Source organism: Cytophaga sp. FL35 (assembly GCF_014349235.1).
In the GTDB taxonomy this organism is placed as follows: Bacteria; Bacteroidota; Bacteroidia; order Flavobacteriales; family Flavobacteriaceae; genus Euzebyella.
Window position 1 is genome coordinate 69,996 of the sequence record NZ_JACSOH010000009.1, and the last position, 22,944, is coordinate 92,939.

26 protein-coding genes are annotated in these 22,944 nt (G+C 37.8%); 15 read left to right on the plus strand and 11 right to left on the minus strand.

What is annotated here, in order from left to right; all coding sequences use genetic code 11:
• Nucleotides 1-43 precede the first annotated feature (43 nt).
• Nucleotides 44-211, minus strand: coding sequence for a lmo0937 family membrane protein (locus BIZ36_RS09385; RefSeq protein WP_187457638.1), 168 nt, complete (start codon nucleotides 209-211; stop codon nucleotides 44-46).
• A 97-nt stretch (nucleotides 212-308) separates the two neighbouring features.
• On the minus strand, nucleotides 309-1,478 hold the full coding sequence (locus tag BIZ36_RS09390) for a hypothetical protein (RefSeq protein WP_187457639.1): 1,170 nt from the start codon (nucleotides 1,476-1,478) through the stop codon (nucleotides 309-311).
• A 118-nt stretch (nucleotides 1,479-1,596) separates the two neighbouring features.
• Between BIZ36_RS09390 and BIZ36_RS09395 the strand changes: the two genes are divergently transcribed.
• The gene (locus BIZ36_RS09395; RefSeq protein ID WP_187457640.1) at nucleotides 1,597-1,902 is read left to right on the plus strand and encodes a hypothetical protein; all 306 of its coding nucleotides are present in this window, start codon (nucleotides 1,597-1,599) and stop codon (nucleotides 1,900-1,902) included.
• Here the strand turns inward: BIZ36_RS09395 and BIZ36_RS09400 are convergent.
• Both BIZ36_RS09400 and BIZ36_RS09405 read right to left on the minus strand, forming a co-directional pair.
• Complete coding sequence (locus BIZ36_RS09400) at nucleotides 1,899-2,810, minus strand: bifunctional metallophosphatase/5'-nucleotidase (RefSeq protein WP_187457641.1); 912 nt, start codon at nucleotides 2,808-2,810, stop codon at nucleotides 1,899-1,901. The two genes, BIZ36_RS09395 and BIZ36_RS09400, sit on opposite strands and share 4 nt — an antisense overlap.
• Before the next feature lie 4 nt (nucleotides 2,811-2,814).
• Nucleotides 2,815-3,582 carry a 5'-nucleotidase C-terminal domain-containing protein gene (locus BIZ36_RS09405; protein ID WP_187457642.1) on the minus strand — a complete coding sequence of 256 codons (768 nt, stop codon included), beginning with the start codon at nucleotides 3,580-3,582 and terminating at the stop codon, nucleotides 2,815-2,817.
• 102 nt (nucleotides 3,583-3,684) lie between these two features.
• On the opposite strand from BIZ36_RS09405, the gene BIZ36_RS09410 reads away from it, so the two are divergent.
• The 13 genes from BIZ36_RS09410 (at nucleotide 3,685) to BIZ36_RS09470 (ending at nucleotide 16,221) form a co-directional block, all read left to right on the plus strand.
• Nucleotides 3,685-4,218 (plus strand): DUF6913 domain-containing protein, encoded by a 534-nt coding sequence (locus tag BIZ36_RS09410; RefSeq protein ID WP_187457643.1) that lies wholly within the window; start codon nucleotides 3,685-3,687, stop codon nucleotides 4,216-4,218.
• Complete coding sequence (dapA, locus tag BIZ36_RS09415) at nucleotides 4,215-5,111, plus strand: 4-hydroxy-tetrahydrodipicolinate synthase (RefSeq protein ID WP_222937331.1); 897 nt, start codon at nucleotides 4,215-4,217, stop codon at nucleotides 5,109-5,111. Before BIZ36_RS09410 ends, dapA begins: the two co-directional genes overlap by 4 nt.
• A gap of 179 nt (nucleotides 5,112-5,290) precedes the next feature.
• Complete coding sequence (locus BIZ36_RS09420) at nucleotides 5,291-6,115, plus strand: outer membrane protein assembly factor BamD (RefSeq protein WP_222937332.1); 825 nt, start codon at nucleotides 5,291-5,293, stop codon at nucleotides 6,113-6,115.
• A 12-nt stretch (nucleotides 6,116-6,127) separates the two neighbouring features.
• Nucleotides 6,128-6,454 (plus strand): DNA-directed RNA polymerase subunit omega, encoded by a 327-nt coding sequence (locus tag BIZ36_RS09425; protein ID WP_225621160.1) that lies wholly within the window; start codon nucleotides 6,128-6,130, stop codon nucleotides 6,452-6,454.
• Nucleotides 6,455-6,463: 9 nt separating this feature from the next.
• Complete coding sequence (gene coaBC / locus BIZ36_RS09430; RefSeq protein ID WP_187457645.1) at nucleotides 6,464-7,669, plus strand: bifunctional phosphopantothenoylcysteine decarboxylase/phosphopantothenate--cysteine ligase CoaBC; 1,206 nt, start codon at nucleotides 6,464-6,466, stop codon at nucleotides 7,667-7,669.
• The gene (porD, locus tag BIZ36_RS09435; protein WP_187457646.1) at nucleotides 7,662-8,549 is read left to right on the plus strand and encodes a type IX secretion system protein PorD; all 888 of its coding nucleotides are present in this window, start codon (nucleotides 7,662-7,664) and stop codon (nucleotides 8,547-8,549) included. Before coaBC ends, porD begins: the two co-directional genes overlap by 8 nt.
• A gap of 55 nt (nucleotides 8,550-8,604) precedes the next feature.
• Nucleotides 8,605-10,257, plus strand: a complete 1,653-nt coding sequence (gene recN / locus BIZ36_RS09440) for a DNA repair protein RecN (protein WP_187457647.1) — start codon at nucleotides 8,605-8,607, stop codon at nucleotides 10,255-10,257.
• A gap of 113 nt (nucleotides 10,258-10,370) precedes the next feature.
• Entirely contained in the window at nucleotides 10,371-11,180 is an 810-nt protein-coding gene (locus tag BIZ36_RS09445; protein ID WP_187457648.1) for an enoyl-ACP reductase FabI, read from the plus strand.
• 82 nt (nucleotides 11,181-11,262) lie between these two features.
• Nucleotides 11,263-12,285 (plus strand): glycosyltransferase family 2 protein, encoded by a 1,023-nt coding sequence (locus tag BIZ36_RS09450; RefSeq protein ID WP_187457649.1) that lies wholly within the window; start codon nucleotides 11,263-11,265, stop codon nucleotides 12,283-12,285.
• 119 nt (nucleotides 12,286-12,404) lie between these two features.
• Nucleotides 12,405-13,250, plus strand: a complete 846-nt coding sequence (locus BIZ36_RS09455) for a CdaR family protein (protein WP_187457650.1) — start codon at nucleotides 12,405-12,407, stop codon at nucleotides 13,248-13,250.
• On the plus strand, nucleotides 13,247-13,849 hold the full coding sequence (gene coaE, locus BIZ36_RS09460; RefSeq protein WP_187457651.1) for a dephospho-CoA kinase: 603 nt from the start codon (nucleotides 13,247-13,249) through the stop codon (nucleotides 13,847-13,849). Before BIZ36_RS09455 ends, coaE begins: the two co-directional genes overlap by 4 nt.
• Nucleotides 13,850-13,914: 65 nt before the next feature.
• The gene (locus BIZ36_RS09465; RefSeq protein ID WP_187457652.1) at nucleotides 13,915-15,498 is read left to right on the plus strand and encodes a sensor histidine kinase; all 1,584 of its coding nucleotides are present in this window, start codon (nucleotides 13,915-13,917) and stop codon (nucleotides 15,496-15,498) included.
• 9 nt (nucleotides 15,499-15,507) lie between these two features.
• Nucleotides 15,508-16,221, plus strand: coding sequence for a response regulator transcription factor (locus tag BIZ36_RS09470; RefSeq protein ID WP_187457653.1), 714 nt, complete (start codon nucleotides 15,508-15,510; stop codon nucleotides 16,219-16,221).
• A 53-nt stretch (nucleotides 16,222-16,274) separates the two neighbouring features.
• Here BIZ36_RS09470 and BIZ36_RS09475 read toward each other — a convergent pair whose 3' ends face one another.
• The 6 genes from BIZ36_RS09475 to BIZ36_RS09500 form a co-directional block, all read right to left on the minus strand.
• On the minus strand, nucleotides 16,275-16,772 hold the full coding sequence (locus BIZ36_RS09475) for a gluconokinase (protein ID WP_187457654.1): 498 nt from the start codon (nucleotides 16,770-16,772) through the stop codon (nucleotides 16,275-16,277).
• Nucleotides 16,769-17,671, minus strand: a complete 903-nt coding sequence (miaA, locus tag BIZ36_RS09480) for a tRNA (adenosine(37)-N6)-dimethylallyltransferase MiaA (protein WP_187457655.1) — start codon at nucleotides 17,669-17,671, stop codon at nucleotides 16,769-16,771. The genes BIZ36_RS09475 and miaA overlap by 4 nt, the downstream gene beginning before the upstream one ends.
• Nucleotides 17,671-18,525 (minus strand): ion transporter, encoded by an 855-nt coding sequence (locus tag BIZ36_RS09485; RefSeq protein ID WP_187457656.1) that lies wholly within the window; start codon nucleotides 18,523-18,525, stop codon nucleotides 17,671-17,673. The genes miaA and BIZ36_RS09485 overlap by 1 nt, the downstream gene beginning before the upstream one ends.
• Before the next feature lies 1 nt (nucleotide 18,526).
• Nucleotides 18,527-19,894 (minus strand): exonuclease domain-containing protein, encoded by a 1,368-nt coding sequence (locus BIZ36_RS09490; protein ID WP_187457657.1) that lies wholly within the window; start codon nucleotides 19,892-19,894, stop codon nucleotides 18,527-18,529.
• A gap of 63 nt (nucleotides 19,895-19,957) precedes the next feature.
• Complete coding sequence (locus BIZ36_RS09495; protein ID WP_187457658.1) at nucleotides 19,958-20,614, minus strand: YggS family pyridoxal phosphate-dependent enzyme; 657 nt, start codon at nucleotides 20,612-20,614, stop codon at nucleotides 19,958-19,960.
• Nucleotides 20,615-20,629: 15 nt separating this feature from the next.
• On the minus strand, nucleotides 20,630-21,610 hold the full coding sequence (locus tag BIZ36_RS09500; RefSeq protein WP_187457659.1) for a Gfo/Idh/MocA family protein: 981 nt from the start codon (nucleotides 21,608-21,610) through the stop codon (nucleotides 20,630-20,632).
• Nucleotides 21,611-21,801: 191 nt separating this feature from the next.
• Between BIZ36_RS09500 and BIZ36_RS09505 the strand changes: the two genes are divergently transcribed.
• Nucleotides 21,802-22,416, plus strand: a complete 615-nt coding sequence (locus BIZ36_RS09505) for a protein-L-isoaspartate(D-aspartate) O-methyltransferase (protein ID WP_222937333.1) — start codon at nucleotides 21,802-21,804, stop codon at nucleotides 22,414-22,416.
• A gap of 4 nt (nucleotides 22,417-22,420) precedes the next feature.
• Here BIZ36_RS09505 and smpB read toward each other — a convergent pair whose 3' ends face one another.
• On the minus strand, nucleotides 22,421-22,885 hold the full coding sequence (gene smpB, locus BIZ36_RS09510; RefSeq protein ID WP_187457661.1) for an SsrA-binding protein SmpB: 465 nt from the start codon (nucleotides 22,883-22,885) through the stop codon (nucleotides 22,421-22,423).
• Nucleotides 22,886-22,944 lie beyond the last annotated feature (59 nt).

Sequence of the window (22,944 nt, forward strand, 5' to 3'; positions counted from 1 at the left end):
AAAAGTCGGACTAGAGTCCGACTTTTTCAATTTCAAGGTGAAGTTATAAAGGTCTTCGCCCTGAAATAATATTATACAGAATTACCACTACGGCAATCACGATTAAAATATGTACCAAACTGTTTGTGCCAATGCCGGGAACGATACCCAACATTCCTAGTAGCCATACTACAATACAAATAACAGCTACTAGCCATAAAAGACCTCTCATAATTGTGTGTTTTAGGATTAGGATGGCAATGTATTGAGTGTGAATCGTTAAATGGAGTTCAATTCAATATATAAGTAACCCATTAAGAAACAAAAAACTATGCCTCTATACTCTTTTTATTAAAAGATAGTAAGACTAAAATGAGGATAAAAGAGTTCATTATAAAGAGGTATTCCGTAAAAAAGTTGTTTTCACCCAATCCAAAACCCGCATAGATTTTATAACAGAAATAATAATTTCCGAAGGTGCAAAAAACGAATATCACTGCCATAAAAGTTTTATAGGAAAGAGATTGGGAGAGAAAGTTTTTCCATTTCTGCATAAAATTTGGGTAAAAAAGTTGGGTGAAGATTGGCCAGATAAACAGTAGGGGCAAAGCGAACAATCTTGATTCCCTTGCAAAGGCAGATAGAATAACAATGGGTGTGTTGATAAGAACGGTAACCCCAAAAGCCGTTGTTAGACTACGTAATTGGTTCTTAGGGCTTCGGAATAAAATTGAAGCCGTCGTAAAAAAGCCTAGGGTAAGGTAAATGGATACTAAGGATTCCAAAGCATTTTTTTTGCTTTCAAAATTCTCTAAAAAACAAGACCATCTGCGGGTCATTTCTGTACTGGCATCCCCAAAAAGGTTATTGGCATACATGAAAATAACCAGGTAAATAACATAGATTAAAATTGGTAGGGATAAGTAGAGGTTTCTTTTGATATAAAACCATATTGATATCCATTTTATCTTTCTGTTTTCAGTGTAAAGCAGTGCCGGAAGTAACAAAACGGACGTTTCCCTAGCAATCATGGCCAAACTGAAAAAGAGTACAAAACCCAGACGTTTTCCAGTAAAAAAATAGATTAAAGAAGCCAAGAGGAAGCAGTATTGTAACGGTTCATCATAAGTAAAAACGGGAGGAAAAAACGCGAAAAGAATGGAGAACGAACCAAAATACATTAGCATATTTATAATCGCCTGCCTTCGGCTTGCTTTCAAGGTTAATGAAAGTCGGTACAAAAGGTATCCGCTTAAAACCAACAAGGAAAAATTTACTAGGATGAAAGCATAGCCCGCTTTTACGCCCAAAAAGCCTATAAAGGCGTACATTATTAGAGTGGTTAAGGGCCTTCGTGCAAAAGGAGGCAATTCCGCATGATAATCTATCTGTGACCTCAGAAAATAATGAGAGATTTTTAGGTTGTTTTCGTTGAGCATGCTATCTACAGCAGGCAGCATGTGCATGCCAAAAATTAGGCCACAAACTATAATTGCCAAGACGATAGGGGTATAGCGGTTCTGGTTTAAAGAAGGTAATTTTGACAACGCTAGTGCTTCTAGATTCTAAGTGAAATTAGCTAATTTTATAGTTGAAAATAAAGAAACCTGCTAAATAATGAACAAGCCGAAGACCTACCAAGATTTTGAAATAACCCTTAATGATGAAAACCCACCAGAAAATTGGTTGCCTGAGTTAAGGGCGCTATGGTTCGCAGGAAATGGAGAATGGGAAGCATCCCATAATATTGCGCAAGATTTGCATACCCAGGTCGGTAGTTGGATCCATGCCCATTTGCATCGTGAAGAAGGAGATAAGTTCAATGCCGGATACTGGTACCGCATGGCAAACAAGCCGTTTTGTAAACTTTCTTTGAAAGAAGAAATCAAGGAGATTGCAGAATTTGTACTCTCTGAATCCTAAACCGTAATTGAAATTCCTTCTGCCTTGCCGTTCATGGCGGCATCAAAATAGAAATCTATTCTGCCTAAGTTGATACCAAAACAGCCGACTTGGTTCACTAAAATTTCCCGCTCCAGTTTGTTTTTTACAATGGTTGGCTTATCCAAAAATGTATGGGTGTGCCCTCCGATAATCAAGTCGGTATAACGAGTGTTGGCAGCTAAAGATAAGTCGCTTGGTTTGGACTCACTTTTGTATTCGTATCCCAAATGTGACAGGCAAATAACCAAATCGCATGCTTCGGTTTCTTTTAAAGTGGTTTCGGTATCTTGGGCAATTTCAAAAGGGTCTAAATATTCAGTTTCCATGTAGAGTCTTTTGGTTACTAGACCATTCAGTTCAATACCAAGACCGTAGACCCCAATTTTAATTCCGTCAAGCATAAAAATCCTATACGGTTTTACATGTTCTTCCATTACCGTATTCGTGAAATCATAATTGGCAGATAGAAGCTCAAAATTAGCATGCGGAATTTGGGCAAAAAGTCCATCAATTCCATTATCAAAATCATGGTTTCCAATGGTGGCTGCATCATATTTAAGCATGCTCATAAGTTTGAATTCCAATTCACCCCCATAAAAATTGAAGTATGGCGTACCCTGAAAAATATCGCCAGCATCTAATAATAAGGTATTCGGGTTTTCTTTTCGAATAGAATCTACCAGCGTAGCTCTTTTGGCTACTCCACCTAAATTGGCGTACCTGGAATGATCTGTGGGAAAGGTGTCAATATGACTATGTACATCATTGGTATGTAGAATTGTAATGTGTTTGTTTGAGTTGGAGCCGCAGGCGTTTAGCGAAAGACCACCCAAACCAACGAGTGCTGCAGAGGCACTGGTGTTTTTTATGAAACTTCTCCTTTTCATAGCGCTAGTTTTTCAATTTTATAAAACGGTCATCAACTTTTGGAGCTACGGTATCAACTTTCTTAAAGTAGTCGATCATGGCATTTCGAATAAGATAATCGGTATTTAAGGATTTTACCGCACCCTTGAAAAACCCCATTCGGTCCCCGCCATTGAGCAAATAGTTGGAGGTAGCTACATGGTAAGTCTTATTTTCTTCTATCGGTTTACCTTGAATTTTTACGCTTTTAATATTGCTTTCGTGGTCCAAAATAATTTGAAGGCCGGAGATGGGGTGGGCGCGCCCTGAATCACGTAGGTATGCCACCATCTCTAGTACCGATTTCCCTGTTAATTCAGCGACAACAATGGTGTTTTCAAAAGGCATTACTTCGTAAGCAGTTCTTGATGTAATAGTTCCCTTGGAGATTATGGAACGAATTCCACCGTGGTTGAGAAGTACAAAATCTATGTTGTTTCCGGTTCTGGATTTGTAAATGGGGTTAGCCTCTGCAAGAACTACATCGGCCATAAGATTACCTGCTGTTGTATTTAGTTCACCGTCAGTTTTTGTTATAGTAAAAGGAGCAAAAGCCAGAGTGCTGTCCAAAACTTCGTTGACCCTGTTTCTGTATGGTTTTACAAAGGCTTCTATTTGCGCATTGCTCACAAGTACGGAATCTACCGGTACCTCTTTTCCCTTAATTTCAGAGAGTTCAATTTTACTGTCCTTACAACTATAAACAACCACAAATGTTATAATTGTAACAAAATGTTGTATTTTTAAACCCATATTTCGTTCTATCTTCGCACAATAATATGCAAGGAGATTCTTTACATTTGTAGAGCACATCCCAATTTTGAAAAGTTGTGATCTAAAAAAATGTAAAAGTACATGTTTAAAGGAATAAAAGATAAGTTCAAGTACAATTCCGGCGTTAAATTTTTAAAGCAGGAATTGGCAAAAGAACTACCAACTGTTAACCGAAGTAGAGGTATAAGTTCTGTAGGCTGTATTGTAGATCTTGACGAATTTGAGGATGCCAGTGTTTTTTTTGAATTTGTTGAAGATTATAACCTGAGGCCCAATGCTGTTAAGATAATAGGGTATAAAAGTTTCTATGACAAAAACTCCCCTTATTCCACGCCTGTTTTTTCTGACAAGGATTTAGGGTGGAATGGTACTATTGAAAATAGTTACGCGCTGGAATTTTTGAGTAGGGAGTATGATTTGTTGATCAATTACTATACCAAGGAAAATCTATTGGTCCAGTTAATGAGCATTAAGACCAAGGCTAGGTTCAGGGCTGGATTTAAAGATGTGGATATGGTCTACAATGACTTGATTCTAGATCTTCCTTTAAAAGACTTTAAAACCTTTAGGACAGAGTTAAAGAAATACCTTGGTGTTTTAAACGAAATTGAATGATGAAAGAGCTAATTGGAACAGGAGTGGCGTTGATTACGCCTTTTAAGTCAGATTTATCGGTCGATATTGATGCACTTCACAAAATCGTGAATTATTGTATTGATGGTGGCGTGGAATATTTGGTGGTTTTAGGAACCACCGGTGAATCTGTAACCCTGACCAAGGAAGAAAAGCAATTGGTAATGGATACGGTTACCATTGCAAACGCTGGAAGAGTACCCTTGGTTGTAGGGGTGGGAGGGAACAATACCTACGCAGTAATAGAGGAATTGAAAACTCTTGACCTCACCAATTATGAGGCTATTTTATCCGTATCCCCTTATTACAACAAACCCACTCAAGAAGGAATTTTTCAACACTTTCTGGCCATTGCAGAAGCATCACCAAAACCTATCATTTTATACAACGTACCCGGTAGAACCGGTAGTAATATGTTGCCCGCCACTGTAGCTAGATTGGCCAACGCATCAGAAAACATCGTTGCAATCAAGGAAGCTTCTGGCAGCATGGTTCAGGTGCAAGAATTAATCAAGACTTGTCCAGAAGGTTTTCATGTCATTTCCGGAGACGATATTACCGCATTACCTACTGTATTGGCAGGAGGCTCAGGGGTGATTTCGGTTATCGGACAAGGACTACCCTCAGAGTTTTCTGAAATGATCAGAGCTGGCTTAAGGGGTGAGGTAGAGGAAGCATATTCATTGCATTATTCAATGCAGGAAGGTATGGATCTTATTTTTCAAGAAGGAAACCCCGCAGGTATCAAAGCAATTTTTGAAGCACTTCAACTTTCACGTGCATCCGTTAGATTGCCATTAATGGAAGCAACAGCTGGTTTAAAGCAAAAAATACAGCATTTTATTAAGCCATTTGTCAGGGTTACAGCTGGTTAAGATTACTTGATTTCGCTAATTTTAACTTTTTTGATAAAATGGTTAAGCCTTTCTTTACGTTTGGTTGTTAAATCTTCTACAAAACCATTGGCTCGAAGATTCAATTGCCCTATTTTCGGTATTTATTTTTGTTTTTTAAATCCGATAGGAATCCGTAATTTTGCAAAATGTTTTTTAAAATGAGACTGTTAGCCCCTATTTTACTTTTGGCCATTGCTTTACAATCTTGTAGTGAGTATCAAAAAGTACTTAAAAATGAAGATGTAAAGGCTAAATATGATTTAGCACAAAAGTTCTATGAGGAGGGCGATATGAAGCGTGCTAATAGATTATTTGAGCAAATTGCTCCCAAATATGTGGGCAAGCCTCAAGGGGAAAGGGTTATGTACTTTTTAGCCGATACTTATTTCCAAAGAAAAGATTTTAATATGGCGGGCTATCAGTTCGAGCGTTTTGTAAAATCGTATCCCAAAAGTGAAAAGGTGGCGGAGGCTTCTTTTTATGGTGCCAAAAGTTACTTTGAATTAAGTCCTTCTTATTCCCTAGATCAAACGGATACGGATAAGGCATTGGCAAAACTGCAAAACTTTATTAATGCATATCCTGATTCTGAATATTTTGATGAGGCGAATGCCATGGCCAAGGAATTGACCACCAAAAAGGAGAAAAAAGCTTATGAGATCGCTAAGCAATTCAATAAGTTAGGGGAGTTCGATTTCACTTTTCTAACCCCGGCAGTTGCTGCTTTTGATAATTTTATATCGGATTATCCCGGCTCCATTTACCGTGAAGACGCTATGTACTATAGGTTTGAATCTGCTACCCAATACGCTTTAAATAGCTTTCAGGTGTTACAGAAGCCACGGTTAAAGGAAGCACAAGAGCATTATGCTACCTTGAAAAAGCAATATCCGAACACCAAGTACGCCAAGAAGGCAGATGATCTTATAGAAAAAGTAAATAATGAGTTAGAGGGTACTCCCCAACAAATAGAAGCAAAATAAATTTGTGTCACCATGAATATGAACGACTTGAAAAACTCCAGTGCATCCGTTTCTACTACCACCGTAAATAGGAACGAATTTGATGAAAAGACCGAAAATATCTACGAGGCTATTTCAATAACGGCCAAACGTGCAATTCAAATCAATTCTGAAATCAAAAAGGAGTTGTTGGAAAAATTGGAAGAGTTCGCCACATATAGCGATAGTTTAGAAGAGGTTTTTGAGAATAAGGAGCAAATTGAAGTTTCTAAATTCTACGAGAAACTTCCTAAGCCACATGCCTTGGCAGTAGAGGAGTGGTTGAACGATAAAATTTACCATAGAAATACCGAAAAATAGAACTGTTGAATGTTAGGCGGTAAAAACATCCTTTTAGGCATTACCGGAGGGATTGCCGCTTATAAGACTACTTTTCTTGTTCGGTTAATGATTAAAGCTGGCGCTAACGTTAAAGTTATTTTGACGGATAGCGCCAGTTCTTTTGTGTCGCCTCTTACTTTGGCTACCCTTTCCAAAAACCCAGTTCTATCCTCTTTTGTACATGAAGAAAATGAGGAAACGGATTGGAACAATCATGTTGAGTTGGGATTGTGGGCAGATTTGATGCTCGTAGCGCCTGCTACCGCAAATACCTTGTCTAAAATGTCCAACGGTACTTGTGATAATTTACTGTTGGCAACGTATCTTTCTGCAAAATGTCCTGTGTTTTTTGCTCCTGCCATGGACTTGGACATGTACCAACATCCTTCTACTAAAGCTTCCTTAAAAAAGTTGCAGTCTTTTGGAAATATTTTGATTCCTGCTGGTTCAGGTGAATTGGCCAGTGGACTCCATGGAGAAGGTAGAATGGCAGAGCCTGAAGAAATTTTACGTTCTATCAAACAGTTTCTTTTAGAAGGCCTTCCTTTAAAGGGAAAAAAGGTTTTGATAACCGCGGGACCAACCTATGAGGCCATCGATCCAGTGAGGTTTATAGGTAATCACGCTTCTGGTTTAATGGGGTATGAGTTGGCTAAGAGGGCAGCGCTGTTGGGAGCTTCGGTAATATTGGTTTCCGGACCCACCCATCTTTCGGTTTCAAATGAATTGATTACTGTTCTTCGGGTCGTTTCCTCGGCAGAAATGTTTGAAGAAGTGCATAAACACTTTCCAGAAATTGACATTGCTATTGCAGCCGCGGCTGTTGCGGATTATCGTCCAAAATATGTAGCGGATCAAAAAATTAAAAAGAAAGATGCTTCATTGACTATTGAATTAGAGAAAACACAGGATATTCTCTTATCATTGGGCGAAAAAAAGAAGAATCAGTATTTGGTAGGTTTTGCCCTTGAAACTGAAAATGAGGTAGAAAATGCCAAAGGAAAACTTAAAAGAAAAAACCTAGATGCCATTGTCCTAAACTCTTTGAACGATAAGGGAGCAGGTTTTGGGCACACAACGAATAAAGTAAGCTTTATTGATAACAATTACCAGATTAATTCGTTTGAACTAAAAAGCAAGACGGCGGTGGCCGAAGATATATTTGCCGAAATTTTGAAACGATACCATGCGTAATATTCTTTCTTTTCTTCTCCTATTAGTTATAGGACTTACTTCCAATGCCCAAGAAATGAACTGTGTTATTACGGTAAATGCCGATCAGGTATCACAAACCAATCAGCAAATTTTCAAAACCTTGGAACGTTCCTTGAACGATTTTGTAAACAAGAATAAATGGACCAATAGAAAGTTCAAGGAGAATGAGCGTATCAATGCCCAGATGTTCATTACCATTACAAATTTTGAAAGCAACAGATTTGAAGGAAATATTCAGATTCAATCATCTAGACCTGTCTTTAATACTTCCTATGACAGTCCGGTATTCAATTATAAGGATGGTCAATTTAATTTTGAATATATAGAGTATCAGCCATTGGTATTCAACGAAAATGTTTTTGATTCCAATTTGGTAGGAGTTATTTCTTACTACGTTTATGTTATTTTAGGATTGGATGCAGATACCTTTTCTTTGGAAGGTGGTACGGAACATTTTAGAAAGGCACAACAAATTGTTACCCAAGCACAGGGCACCAATTATTCTGGATGGGACCAAAATACAGATCGTAGTCGTTTTGAGTTGGTTGATAATCTACTGTCAAATACCTATAGAGAATACCGTATTGCTATGTATAATTACCATAGAAAGGGTTTGGATATTCTAGGGGATAACAATAGTACTGGTAAGCAGGTGATCGCAGGCTCCATGAAATTGTTTGAAACCATGATCAAACGCAGGCCCAATGCCTTTTTGATCCAGACATTTTTTGATGCCAAATCCGAAGAAATACAGAATATTTTCTCCGATGGACCTAAGGTAGATATCGTCCAGTTAAAGGAAACACTCAATAATGTGGCTCCTTTATATTCCAGTACTTGGAATGACATTACATACTAATTCTTTCCGTTCACTTTTATGAATTATCTTTGCGTCAAGCAATGAAAATTTATACGTGCTAGCAAAACTTTCAATTAAAAATTACGCCCTGATCAATAATCTAAACGTATCGTTTGGTGAGGGGTTTACATGTATTACAGGAGAGACCGGTGCCGGTAAATCCATTCTTTTGGGAGGTCTTTCACTGGTTTTGGGAAACAGGGCCGATTTAAGTTCTTTAAGGGATAAGAACTCCAAATGTATCATTGAGGCAGAATTTCAGATTGCCAAGTATGACCTATCTTCTTTTTTTGAAAAGAACGAGTTGGATTATGATGACTTTACCATTATAAGAAGGGAAATTCATCCCAGCGGAAAATCCAGGGCCTTTATTAATGATTCTCCGGTTACTTTGAATATCCTTTCGGATTTGGGCAGTAGTTTGATTGATGTGCATTCGCAACATCAGACCATGCAATTAACGGAAGCGGATTTTCAGCTAAGGGTCATTGATGCGCTTGCCGAAAACGGGCCGTTACTTTCGGATTATAGGCAACAGCTTAAGACCTATAAAAGAAATGTAAAGGAACTTAGTGCCTTGTTGGAGCAGCAGCGGGAAGCCATTAAAGAACATGACTATAATGCTTTTTTGTTAGAAGAGCTTCAGTCCATTCCTTTAAAGCAAGGAATGCAGGAAGCCCTTGAAGAGGAATATGAGCAATTGAACAATGTTGAAAATATCTTGGAACATCTATCCAACGGGCATCAGCTTTTAAATGATGAACAAGTAGGGCTGGTCAATTTACTAACGGAGCTCAAACAGATTTCAGGAAAATTAGCTGCCTTTGGTTCCCAATATGTGGAAATTAATTCTAGGATACAATCCCTTTTTATAGAGGCCGATGACATTGCCAGTGAATTCCAGGACTTGCAAGAAGGTACAGAGGCCAATCCGCAGTTATTGGAGGAAGTAAATGGAAAGCTTCAGCAATTGTATGATTTGCAAAAGAAGCATGGGGTTCAAGAAGTTTCTGAATTGATTGAAATACGGGATGCTTTGGCTGAAAAGGTGGAAATCACCGAAAATTTGGATTCAGATATCCAAACCAAGGAAAAGCAGCTTCAAGAAAGCAAGGATAAACTACAGTTGTTGGCCAACGAATTATTGAAAAATAGGGTTAACGTTATTCCCCAGTTGAAGAAACAATTGGAAAGTAGCCTTAAACCCCTTGGTATGCCAAGTGCAACTTTTCAAATTGAACTTAAGGAAAGTAAAGAATTCAAATCAACCGGTAAGGATGAGTTGTCTTTTCTTTTTTCTGCCAATAAGGGTGGTTCTTATGGAGAATTGAAAAAAGTGGCTTCGGGAGGGGAGCTTTCTAGGATTATGCTTACCATTAAAGCAATTTTGGCCAAGTATGAAAATCTTCCAACTATGATGTTCGATGAAATTGACACTGGGGTTTCCGGAGAAATTTCCAATAGAATGGGAGAGATTATGCAGGACATGAGCAAGACCATGCAGGTATTTTCAATTACCCACCTACCTCAGGTAGCATCCAAAGGAAACCATCATTATAAAGTATTTAAGGAAGAGGATAGTAAAGGTACACAGACACAAATGAGAAAATTGACGGCAGAAGAAAGAGTAGCTGAACTTGCTGAGATGTTAGGGGGGAAGGATATTTCAGAATCGGCATTGGCCCACGCCAGACAGCTTTTGGCTTAAATGTTCCTGCTTTATCCTATTTCATTTTCTATAATGGTTTACCTATTGGAAATTTCTACCTTTGTCAACTTATAAATAACTTTGAAAAATAACCTAGTCAAATCCTAAAACATATGTCATTTAACTTACTTAAAGGAAAGAGAGGAATTATTTTTGGAGCATTGGATGAAAATTCCATTGCCTGGAAAACAGCAGAAAGAGTGCATGAAGAAGGGGGAACCTTTGTTCTTACCAATGCCCCCGTGGCCATGCGCCTTGGTCAAATAAAGGATTTGGCCGAAAAAACAGGCTCTGAAATTATTCCTGCCGATGCTACAAGTGAGGAAGATTTGGAGAATTTGGTTGCCAAATCCATGGAAATTCTTGGAGGTAAGATAGACTTTGTTCTGCATGCCATTGGTATGTCCATCAACGTTCGTAAAGGAAGGCATTATACAGATGAGAAGTATGATTTTACCACTAAGGGTTGGGATGTTTCCGCTCTTTCTTTTCATAAAATATTGCAGTCGCTTTATAAGGCAGATGCCATGAGCGAGTGGGGAAGTATCGTTGCCCTAACGTATATGGCCGCCCAAAGAACCTTTCCGGACTATAATGATATGGCCGATAATAAAGCGTATTTGGAATCTGTAGCTAGGAGTTTTGGCTATTTCTTTGGAAAGGAAAAAAAAGTAAGAGTAAACACTATTAGCCAATCTCCAACTCCAACCACTGCAGGTCAAGGAGTTAAAGGTTTTGATGGCTTTATAAGTTATGCCGATAAAATGTCGCCTTTAGGCAATGCTACTGCTCTGGAGTGCGCTGATTATACTGTTACCTTGTTTTCAGATTTGACAAAAAAGGTAACCATGCAGAACCTTTTCCACGATGGTGGATTCTCAAATACGGGAGTAAGCCAAGAGGTTATTGAACAGTTCTCTTAAGAAAAAAATCTATATTTTAATACCGCTGGCCCTTAGGTTGGCGGTATTGTTTTTAAAGAACTTTTAGTAATACATTTTTTAGATGAATCCATCCTTCTCATTTATTGTTCCCGTTTATAATAGGCCAGAAGAGGTAAGGGAGCTATTGGAAAGTTTGGTAATTCAATCCTATTCAAAACCTTTTGAAATTGTCATTGTAGAAGATGGTTCTACCGTAAGTTCAGAAAGCATCGTTCGTTCGTTCCAAGAAGCGTCGAATGCAACTAGTGCAATAACCATCTCCTATTATTTAAAAAAAAATACTGGGCCGGGAGATTCTCGAAATTATGGAATGTCCATGGCAAAGGGCGACTATTTTATAATTCTAGATTCAGATTGCATACTTCCGCCAAACTATCTGGAGGAAGTGGAGAAATCCTTGTCCAAAGATTTTGTCCATTGCTATGGTGGGCCAGATGCAGCCCACTCGTCTTTTAGTCTTATTCAAAAATCAATTAATTACGCAATGACTTCGGTTTTGACCACTGGTGGGATTCGTGGCAATAAAAAGGCTGTTGGTAAGTTTCAGCCAAGAAGTTTTAATATGGGTATTTCTAAGCAAGCTTTTGAGTCTACCAAAGGTTTTGGTCTTATACACCCCGGGGAGGACCCAGACCTTACCTTTAGAATTTGGCAAAAAGGGTATTCAACTAAATTAATTCCCGAGGCCTATGTATTTCATAAACGCAGAATTGATTGGAATAAGTTTCTTAAGCAGGTTTCCAAGTTTGGGAAAGTAAGACCAATATTGAACAAATGGCATCCCGGTACGGCAAAGATTACCTATTGGTTTCCAACCATTTTTACCTTAGGTCTTGTTGTTTCGCTACTTTTATTTGTGTTGGGAATACCGTTGCCGCTCTACCTATATGTACTATATTATATCCTCATTTTTCTAGATTCCTTATTGAAAAACCGAAATTTAGTCATCGCCTTATGGTCTTTGTTGGCGGTAAGCATACAGTTTTTTGGTTACGGATTAAGTTTTCTTAAGTCCAGTATCTTGGTTAACTTTAGCAATAGAAAACCGGAACAGTTGTTTCCAGAACTTTTTTTTAAACCCTGAAAAATACCGTTTTACAAAAGATAGAGAGTGGACTCAAAAAGAGAAAGGTAAAAGTATTTCTAGTATTTTTTCTATGCTCGGGTCTTATTTGGTTCATTAACAAACTTTCCAGAACGTATGTGAGCACGGCTCAATTTGATTTGGAATTCGTCAATGTTCCGGACAACTACCTCTTTGAGAAAGCTTCAAAAACATCAGTAGATGTAAGGTTGCGAGCAATTGGTTTTCAATTCTTAAGATTCAATTTTAAAAACAAACAGGTATTCGTAGACTTGTCTGAACTAGAGCAGACTTCCAATAAATTTTTTTCTTCCCCGGATATTTATAAAAAGCAGATAGAAAGACAATTGCCGGGTACAATGGCCCTCTTGGATATTGATAACGATACACTATATTTTGATATGTTGGCCGTCACTACTAAAAAGGTTCCTGTTAAGGCCAGGGTAGAACTGGATTTGGCCAAAAATTATCTTTTGGACGGGAAAATGAATATTTTGCCTGATTCTGTTGAAGTTACCGGTCCCAAAGGTGAAATAGATACCATAGATTTTGTGAGCAGTGCCAAGCTCAGGTTACCTGATTTGGCATCTGGTTTTTCTGAGAGTGTTGATTTACTGCAGTCACCAGAATTGGAAAATACAAGTTACTCTACTTATAAGGTACAAGTAAATGGTGAAATCGCTAGATTTTCTGAAAAAGTGTACAAACTTCCTATAAAAAAAATCAACTTTCCAAAGGGAGTTCAAGTGAGGACGTTTCCAGAAAATGTTTCGGTTTTATGCAAAGCGAAAATAAAGGTCTTAAAAGAAATTTCAGAGGAAGATTTCCAAGTAGTTGCAGATTATCGTTCCCTAGAGACTACCAATAATAATGTAATTAATGTGAAGTTGACCAAGACGCCAGAAGGTCTACATAGTTCAAAATTGCTTGAAAATGAGGTGGAATTTATACTAAAAAGGGAATGATTACGGTAGGCTTAACAGGAGGTATTGGTAGTGGAAAGACCACGGTGGCAAAAATGTTTCAAGAACTAGGCGTTCCCGTATATAATTCGGACAAAGAAGCTAAATCCTTAATGGTTTTAAATGACGATGTCAAACAACAAATCATTCAGTTATTAGGAGAGGAAGCCTATGTAGAGGGTAACTTGAATAGGGCATTTATATCTAAAAAAATCTTCAATGACCCCAACCTTTTACGTTCAATGAACGCCATAGTCCATCCTGCGGTTAGGAATGATTTTACCTTATGGAGGGAAGTAAAGGAAACGCCTTATGTTATTCAAGAATCTGCTCTCATATTTGAAACTGGTTCCCCGGAATTCTATGATCAAATTGTATTAGTGACGGCTCCACTGGAAGAACGAATACATAGGGTGATGTTGCGCGACCCCAACTCAAATAGAAAGAAGGTCGAAGAAAGAATAAGCAATCAGTTACCGGATTCTAAAAAAGCTCCTTTTTCTCACTTCATTATTGAAAATCTTGACTTGAAAGACACACACAAACAAGTGGTAGATATTCATTTAAAACTACTCGCCATAGCCGAAAAGACCAAATTTTAACATTTTTGTTAAGGTTTGGTTAAACGTACAAATTGCTAAATGTTAAATTTTTAATTTTATGACCAATGAATAAGAGGTTGTTTGTTGTTCTGGTGATTTTGATGAGCCTCTCCTTGATCGGAATTATATTCGTTCAAAGTTTTTGGATCAAACAGTCAGTAGACGATAAGGAAGAGCAGTTTTCCAACGCGGTTATAGACATACTGAATGAGGTAACGGAGAAAATAGAAAGACGTGAACGTCGGGACTATTCAGAACGTTATCTTAGTCAAATAGACAGTATGGGAGTTGAGCCAAAAACCACTCCCATTCGTAATTTCTTATTTATAGATAAAGATTTGAATTCTAATGAGATACGAACGTATTCTCATGGAATTCTTGAAGAAGATTACAACATTGCATCAACGTTCTTTGACAGCAGCGACAGTGGAGATACTACTACCATTAAAAATTTTACCAGTAAGCGTACAAGCATGGTTTTCAAGGAAAACTTTGACTTGGACGGAAAGAATATATCACTAACTCCAATTGAGAAAATTGAAAAAATTGGAGGGCTAACGTCCTTGGAAAAGGCTGCTTTTGATGATGTATTTATGGAATATGCTAAAAAAGTGCCTATCCATAAACGGGTTTCAAAGCAGGAAATAGAACTTTTGCTCAGTAGGGAGTTAAAGAACAGAGGATTGGATATTGAATACGAGTATGGTGTTTATAGTAGGGGGTTGCCCACTAAGGTAAAATCTAAGCGGTTTAAGTTTGCGGAAAGCACTATATACGAGGCGCCTATTTTTAAGGATAGTGAGGGGGATACCAATTTTTCCCTACTTATAAATTTTCCAAAGAAAAAGCGGTTTTTGATAAGTTCAATAATGGGAATGGCCTTTTTGTCATTGCTTTTTATCTTGGTAATCGTTGCATCTTATTCAGGGGCCATTTATCAATTGATAAGGCAAAAGCAGATATCGGAAATAAAGTCGGACTTTATTAACAACATGACCCATGAGTTCAAAACACCCATTGCCACAATTAACCTGGCAGTAGAGGCTATAAGGAACCCAAAAATAATAGGAGATAAAGAAAAGGTTGAACGGTATTTAGGCATGATTCGTGATGAAAATAAGCGTATGCATGCACAAGTGGAGAACGTTCTACGGATATCCAAACTGGAGAAAAACCAATTGGATATAAGTAAGGATAGGGTAGACCTTCACGACATAATACAGGATGCCATTGCCCACGTAGAGCTTATTGTTGCTGATAGGGGCGGCTTTATTGAAGCACATTTAGACGCTTCTAGAAGTGAAGTTCTTGCTAATGAAATGCATTTTACAAACGTTGTTGTCAATATTCTTGATAATGCCATCAAATATTCCCCTGAGGCGCCCGAAGTAAAAATTTTTACAGAAGTTGCCAAGAATTTTATCATTTTGAAAATTCAGGATAATGGTGCAGGTATGAGTAAGGCAGTACTAAAAAAGGTATTTGAAAAATTCTATCGAGAACATACCGGAGACCTGCACAACGTTAAGGGACACGGCTTAGGTTTAGCATACGTAAAAAATATTGTAGATGACCATCAAGGTGAGGTCTACGCAGAAAGTGAAAAAGGAAAGGGAAGTACTTTCTATATAAAATTGCCTTTAATTTAACTTAAAATTATGGAAACAGTCAATAAAAAGATACTACTGGTTGAAGATGATCCGAATTTCGGAATCGTGCTGAAAGATTATTTATCTATGAACGAATTTGACGTTACGTTGGCAAAAAACGGAATGGAAGGTTTTGAAAAGTTCAAGAAAGATAATTATGATGTGTGCATTTTAGATGTCATGATGCCTTACAAGGATGGGTTTACCTTGGCAAAGGAAATTCGTGAAAAAAATGAAAATGTGCCCATTGTCTTTCTTACGGCAAAAACTATGAAAGAAGATGTTCTTAAAGGATATAAGGCAGGTGCAGATGATTATTTGAACAAGCCTTTTGATTCTGAAGTTTTACTGATGAAACTTAAAGCGATACTTCAAAGAAAAGCATCTAATACGTTAGCGGATAGCAAAAAGTTTGAATTTCAGATTGGTAATTTTCATTTAAATTCCAAATTGAGGTTCTTGAAATATAAGGATGAGGAGTCCATTAAACTATCTCCAAAGGAAAATGAACTGTTGCGTCTTTTGGCACTTCATGAAAATGATTTAATGCCTAGAGAACTTGCTTTGACCAAAATTTGGAGGGATGATAATTATTTTACATCCAGAAGTATGGATGTATACATCGCTAAATTACGTAAGTATTTGAAGCGTGATGATACGGTAGAAATATTGAATATTCACGGAGAGGGCTTCCGCTTGGTAGTTAAAGAAGAGGAGGTTTAATTTTATCGTTAAAAAAATAAGCTCAAAAGGTTCTGGTTATTCCAGAGCCTTTTTTATTTGCCAGCCAATTTTCTCAAAATTGTATCCACAATCATTTCAGGAGTATTTTCAATAGATACCGTAAGGGCCGCTTTGGGAATCTCTAAGGCTTCAAATTGCGAACGCAATAGCTCAGGAGGCATAAAATGTCCTTTTCTAGCATTTAATCTTTCGGATACCAATTCAAAAGAGCCTTTAAGAAATACGAATTCCATTTGTTCTTCCATTCCATCCCTTAGGAGTTTTCTGTAGGAATGTTTTAAGGCGCTACATGCAATTACGGCGCCTATATCTCTCATTTCATGGGACAATTGGTTCAAGCGAATGAGCCACCCTTTGCGGTCTTCATCGTTCAAGGGATTGCCTTTTGCCATCTTCTCTACATTCTCCTTAGGGTGAAAATCATCACCATCAAAAAAATCCAAATTTAATTTTTGGGCTAAAAATTTGCCAATAGTGCTTTTGCCGGAGCCTGAAACTCCCATTACAAAAATGATTGGATTATTTTTCATATATTCTTCTTAATGCCTTCAATTATGGTGCTTAGGGGTGTTCGATAGTCGAACCACAATGTTTTTTCATTCCTTTTGAACCATGTAAGTTGCCGTTTTGCAAATCTACGGGTGTTCTTTTTAATCTCGGAATTGGCAAAGTTTTTTTCCCAAATTCCTTCAAAATAGTTGAACAATTCTTTGTAACCTACCGTTTGTAATGCATTTAGGTCTTTATTTACATAAAGTTGCTTTGCCTCTTCTATCAATCCTTCGGCAATCATTACATCTACCCTTTGATTGATTCGATTATAAATTTCCTCCCTTTCGGCAGTAAGCCCTACGGTAAGTGTCTTAAAATGTCTTTTTTTATTCTTATTCTTAAGAAAGGAAGAATAAGGCTGTCCAGAACCAAGGGAAACTTCAAGGGCTCTTATTAACCTATGTGGGTTATTAAGGTCTACTTTCTCATAGTATTCGGGGTCTCTGACTTTTAATTCTTTTTGAAGCGTTTCAAGTCCTTCTTCTTCCAATTTTTTATTCAATTCTGCCCTAACGGAAGGGGGTATCTCAGGAAAATTATCCAAACCTTTGGTAACTGCATCTACATACAAGCCGCTACCGCCCACCATAACAACAATGTCCTTTTCTTTAAACAAGCGTTTCAACAAAGAAATAGCTTCCTTTTCGAAATCTCCTACGGAATACTCTTCAAAAATTGATTTATGATGGATAAAATGGTGGGGGGCTTGTGATAGTTCTTGAGCTGTTGGTGCAGCTGTTCCAATGGACATTTCCTTGAAAAACTGTCTTGAATCAGCAGAAATAATCTCCGTGTCAAAATACTGCGCTAAGGCAATTGCCAATCTCGTTTTACCAATAGCTGTAGGCCCAACAACTGAAATAAGTATTTTCTCCATTAAAGTTTACCTCCACATTTATAGCAAAAATCGGCATCATCCCTATGTCCTTCTTTTGCACAAGTGGGACAGGATTGGGTATTTACATGCACAAAATGATTATTACCATCTGGTTGTTTAGGTTTTCCTTGTCCTTGTCTACCAAATTCCACAGTGACAATTCCGGTTGGTACGGCAATCACTCCATAACCTACCAACATGATTATGGTAGCTATCAATTGGCCTTGAGGGGTAATAGGCGCGATGTCTCCATAACCTACAGTGGTTAGGGTAACAATGGTCCAGTAAATGCTAGTAGGTATGCTGGTAAATCCTGCTTCATCTCCCTCGACCAAATACATAAGAGTTCCCAAAATAACGGAAAGTATAAGTACGGCAAATAGAAAAACGGTTATTTTGGCGCGGCTGGCCTTTAAAGCTCTTCTTAGTTGTGAGGCCTCACCTAAAAACCGAACCAGTTTTAATATCCTAAAAACCCGTAACAGTCTAAACGCCCTGATGGCCAATAATACTTGTGATCCGGCAAAAATATAGGATAAGTAAAGAGGAATAGTGGACAAGAAGTCTATAATTCCATAGAAACTAAAAATATATTTGAAAGGCTTTTTTATGCAAACAATCCTAGCAATATATTCAATGGTAAATAGCACGGTCACAATCCATTCCAACACAAAAAGGGTCCGATGGTATTTAGCGTCAATCCATTTTACGCTTTCCAACATTACCAAAAGAACACTTATGATAATCAGTAAAAACAAAAGGAGATCGAACCATTTACCTATAGGGGTATCGGCCTCATAAATTATTTCGTGGACTTTGCTTTTCCAGCCCTTTTCCGGTTTGTGTTCTTTCAAACTATTTGTCTAATTCCATAATTTTATGAACGCGCCGCTTTCTTAAATAGGTTTCAATAATATGGGTCGCGTTTTCATTACCGTTCATGGGTGTAATAATAGATTCCAAGATATTTAAATTATTGATTTGGTGATTTAGATCATAGTATCCAAACCCTTGAAATAGACCTTTTTTTATTAAGAAAGCAATGTATTCGCCTATCTCCCTTCCTTTGTCCACAATAACTATGTTTTTTTGGTTGATGGAGTATGTATCCAAAACTTCCAAAACTCGCTTGTTATAGGTTTCGGCCGATTCTTGATTAATACAAGCCCCCTTGCATTCCCCATTTTCGTACGAGGAGCAGCTCTGTTTTGCCTCAGAAATTCCATTCAACTTAGGGCAAAGTTCAAAGTCTTTGGTTACCTTGAAAATAAAATTTTTTGCACCGGCCAAGCTGTTAAATGTGGCGAATGCATCTTTTCTTAAGGAAGATTTTTCAGCCACTAACTGCTTATAACCATTATCGTTATCAACTGTTTTTACGATATAGGAAAAGTTTTTTCTAGGAGGCCTTGAATTGTATTTAGGCTTGTTTCTTCTGAGTTCCTCGTTTTCCTTTAATAAAGCAGCTAAGTCACTTCCCGTTTTTTCAAAAGAAACTTTTTTGGTGGCTTTTTGAAGCTGTCTTGATTTTTTTCCTCCGTTGGTAAAGTGTTGGTTCACCCTTTTTTTAATATTACTGCTCTTTCCTAGGTAAAGGATTTCCCCGTCCTTATCGTGCATGTAATAGACGCCTGTTTCCGAAGGTAAGGATTCAACAATATCCAACTGTCTATCGGATAGCTCTCCATGCTCCTTATCGCGAATTATGCCTTTAAGTATCTCTTTGTCCGAGTCTTTTGAAAGTAAAACTTTAAATAATTTAAGCGTTGCTAGCGCATCACCGTTCGCTCGGTGCCTATCACTAACAGGAATGCCCAGCGATCGAACCAATTTTCCTAAACTATGCGATTCCGCTTCAGGAATCAACTTTTTGGACAAATCTACCGTACAGAGCGTTTTTCGTTCAAAATTATATCCCAAACGCCTAAATTCCGTTCTTAAAATACGATAGTCAAACTGTGCATTATGGGCCACAAGTACCGTGGAATCCGTAATCTCTACGATTCTTTTGGCAACTTCATGAAACTTAGGGGCAGTACGCAGCATTTTGTTGTTGATGCCGGTCAAATTCACCACGAATGGTTGGATGGGCTTTTCCGGATTCACCAAACTGATAAATTTATCAACCACTTGATGCCCATCAAACTTATGAATGGCAATTTCGGTTATACCTTCCTCATTGAATTTTCCGCCGGTAGTCTCTATGTCTAGTATTGCGTACATTAAAAATATTCTAGTAAAGATGTATTAGGGCCTTGGTAGCGCTGAAACGCTTTCTTTGTTTAACTAATAGTTTCGGCTTCCAAAAATACTACTACCAATTCTAACCATGGTACTACCTTCTTGTATGGCCAGCATATAATCGCCGCTCATACCCATGGAAAGCGTATCACATTCTGGTAAAAATTGCTTTACCTCATTAAAAGTTTTTCTTAGAGATTGAAATTCCCTTTTTATTTGTGCTTCGTTATCCGTAAACGTGGCCATTCCCATAAGCCCTTTAATTCTAATATTTTTCATGCTTTTAAAATCATCAGAATTTAAAAGTTGGCTCAATTCATCTTGATCCAGACCAAATTTGGTTTCTTCCTCTGCAATATGTATTTGCAATAGGCAATTGATAACTCTATCGCTTGCTTTTGCACGTTTATCAATCTCTTTCAATAGCCTAAGACTGTCAACCCCATGGATAAGTGAAACAAAATCGGCCATATATTTTACCTTGTTTCTCTGAAGATGGCCTATCATGTGCCATTCTATATCTTTAGGCAATGCCTCCCATTTGCCAACCATTTCCTGCACCTTGTTCTCCCCAAATATTCGCTGTCCCGCCTCATAGGCTTCCATAATATCTTCATGGGGCTTTGTTTTGGAAACCGCAACCAAGGTTATGTTATTGGGGATTTGTGATTTTATACGTTGTAGGTTTTCTTTTATGGGCATGCAGTGAAAAGAATTTTAAATTACTTCTGTCTTGTTATTAAATGAAGAAATGACCTCCAAAGCCACTTTAAGGGCGTTTGAGCCTTGTTCTAAGGTTACTACAGGTTCCGAATTATTTATAATGGCATCGGCAAAAGTTTCCAGCTCATCAAGAATGGCGTTATTCTGATGCACCTCGGGGTTTTCAAAGTAAATCTGCTTTTTCTCCCCCTCCGCATTTTGCAAAATCATATCAAAATCACCTGCCACCTCCGGAGCATCTTTCATTTTTACAACCTCTACTTTCTTTTCCAGAAAATCTACCGAAATGTAGGCGTCTTTTTGAAAGAACCTGGATTTCCTCATGTTTTTAAGGGAAATGCGACTTGCGGTTAAATTGGCAACACAGCCGTTTTCAAATTCAATTCTCGCATTGGCAATGTCCGGAGACTTACTAATAACAGAAACACCGCTGGCATTTATTTGTTTTACCTTGGAGTCAACAACACTTAGAATGGCATCGATATCGTGAATCATTAAATCCAAAACAACGGGAACATCTGTACCACGTGGATTGAACTCTGCCAACCTATGTGTTTCAATGAACATAGGATTTTTTATTTGATGTTTAACGGAAGAAAAAGCAGGATTAAATCGTTCTACATGGCCCACTTGACCTTTAACCCCAAATTCAGCAGCTAAATGTTGTAACTCTTCTGCCTCCTCCAAGGTATTGGTGATAGGTTTTTCAATAAAAATATGTCTTCCTTTCTGGATGGCTTTTTTGGCACAATCAAAATGAGAAAGGGTAGGGGTTACAATATCTACCACTTCAACAGCATCTATAAGTGTATTGATATTATCAAAATATGGATATCCGAATTCCGCAGAAACTTTTTTACCATTAATGGAATCGGCATCATAAAAACCTACCAACTCATATTTCTTGGACTCATCGAGCAATCTTAGGTGTATTTTACCCAAATGTCCAGCGCCTAAAACACCTACTTTTAACATTTAAATCAATTTGCATCAAAAATACATATTATTTTAAGCAATGGTCATTTCATATTCCCTTGGATTTTAGCGTAAATAAGGAAAATGTGAATTCTTAGTTGATAACTGCACTTGTGATTTGGCGTTTTAGAAAGTAAATTTACCTTTCAAAAAAACCAAACCTTTTGAAAGATACCTTTAAACATAGGGGAATGCGAAACAAGTTGGCCGATATCCTCATTGAAAAAGGAATTACGGACAAGAATGTACTGGGAGCCATTAAAACCATTCCAAGGCATTTTTTTATGGATAGCAGTTTTGAAGGGCATGCCTACCAGGACAAAGCTTTTCCAATTGCGGCCGATCAGACTATTTCCCAGCCCTACACCGTGGCTTTTCAGTCCCAATTGTTACATGTTAAACCAGGACATAAAGTTTTGGAAATTGGAACAGGAAGTGGTTATCAAACCGCCGTTTTGTTGCATTTAAAAGCAAAGGTCTACACCATTGAAAGACAGCAGGAGCTTTTTAAGAAAACCAAGTTGTTTTTTGGTAAGATGGGATACCGGCCCAAAAAGACTATTTTTGGAGATGGTTACAAAGGCCTTCCGGAAGAAGCTCCTTTTGATTCCATTATTGTTACTGCAGGAGCCCCTGAAGTACCTAGAGCCTTAATGGCACAGCTAAAAGTAGGAGGTAGGCTTGTAATTCCCGTAGGAACCCAAGATCAGGTAATGACCCTTTTTTATAGAAAATCTTTAAAAGAATTTGAAAAAAAGGAATTTGGCTCCTTTAGATTTGTGCCGCTTTTGGAGAATAAAAACTAAAAAATCAATTATTGAAGCTCTTTTTTATACGGGCTAAATTTCTCTTATTATCTCGATCTTTAATAGTCTCTCTTTTGTCATAGAGCTTTTTACCCTTGGCAAGGGCCACCTTCATTTTTGCCAACCCTCGGTCGTTGATAAACAAACGTAGTGGGACAATGGTATGTCCGCTGGTGGTGACTTCCTTTCTCAATTTTTTTAGCTCTCCGCGATTCATTAAGAGTTTTCGCTCCGCTTTGGGCCTGTGGTTAAAATGGGAGGCGTGTGAATATTCATCTACTTGCATATTGATTACAAAAAGTTCGCCTCTATCATTAAACTCACAGAAGCTCTGTGAAATGGAAGCTTTGCCTTCCCTAATGGATTTAATTTCAGTGCCAGCCAATACAATACCGGCTACGTAGGTATCTAAAAGTTCATATTCGAACTTTGCCCTTTTGTTTTTTATGTTGATGTTCTTTTGAACCATTCCACAAAATTAGTGAAGTAAAATCAATTTTATGGAACAACTTGTATTCGCTTGTTTGG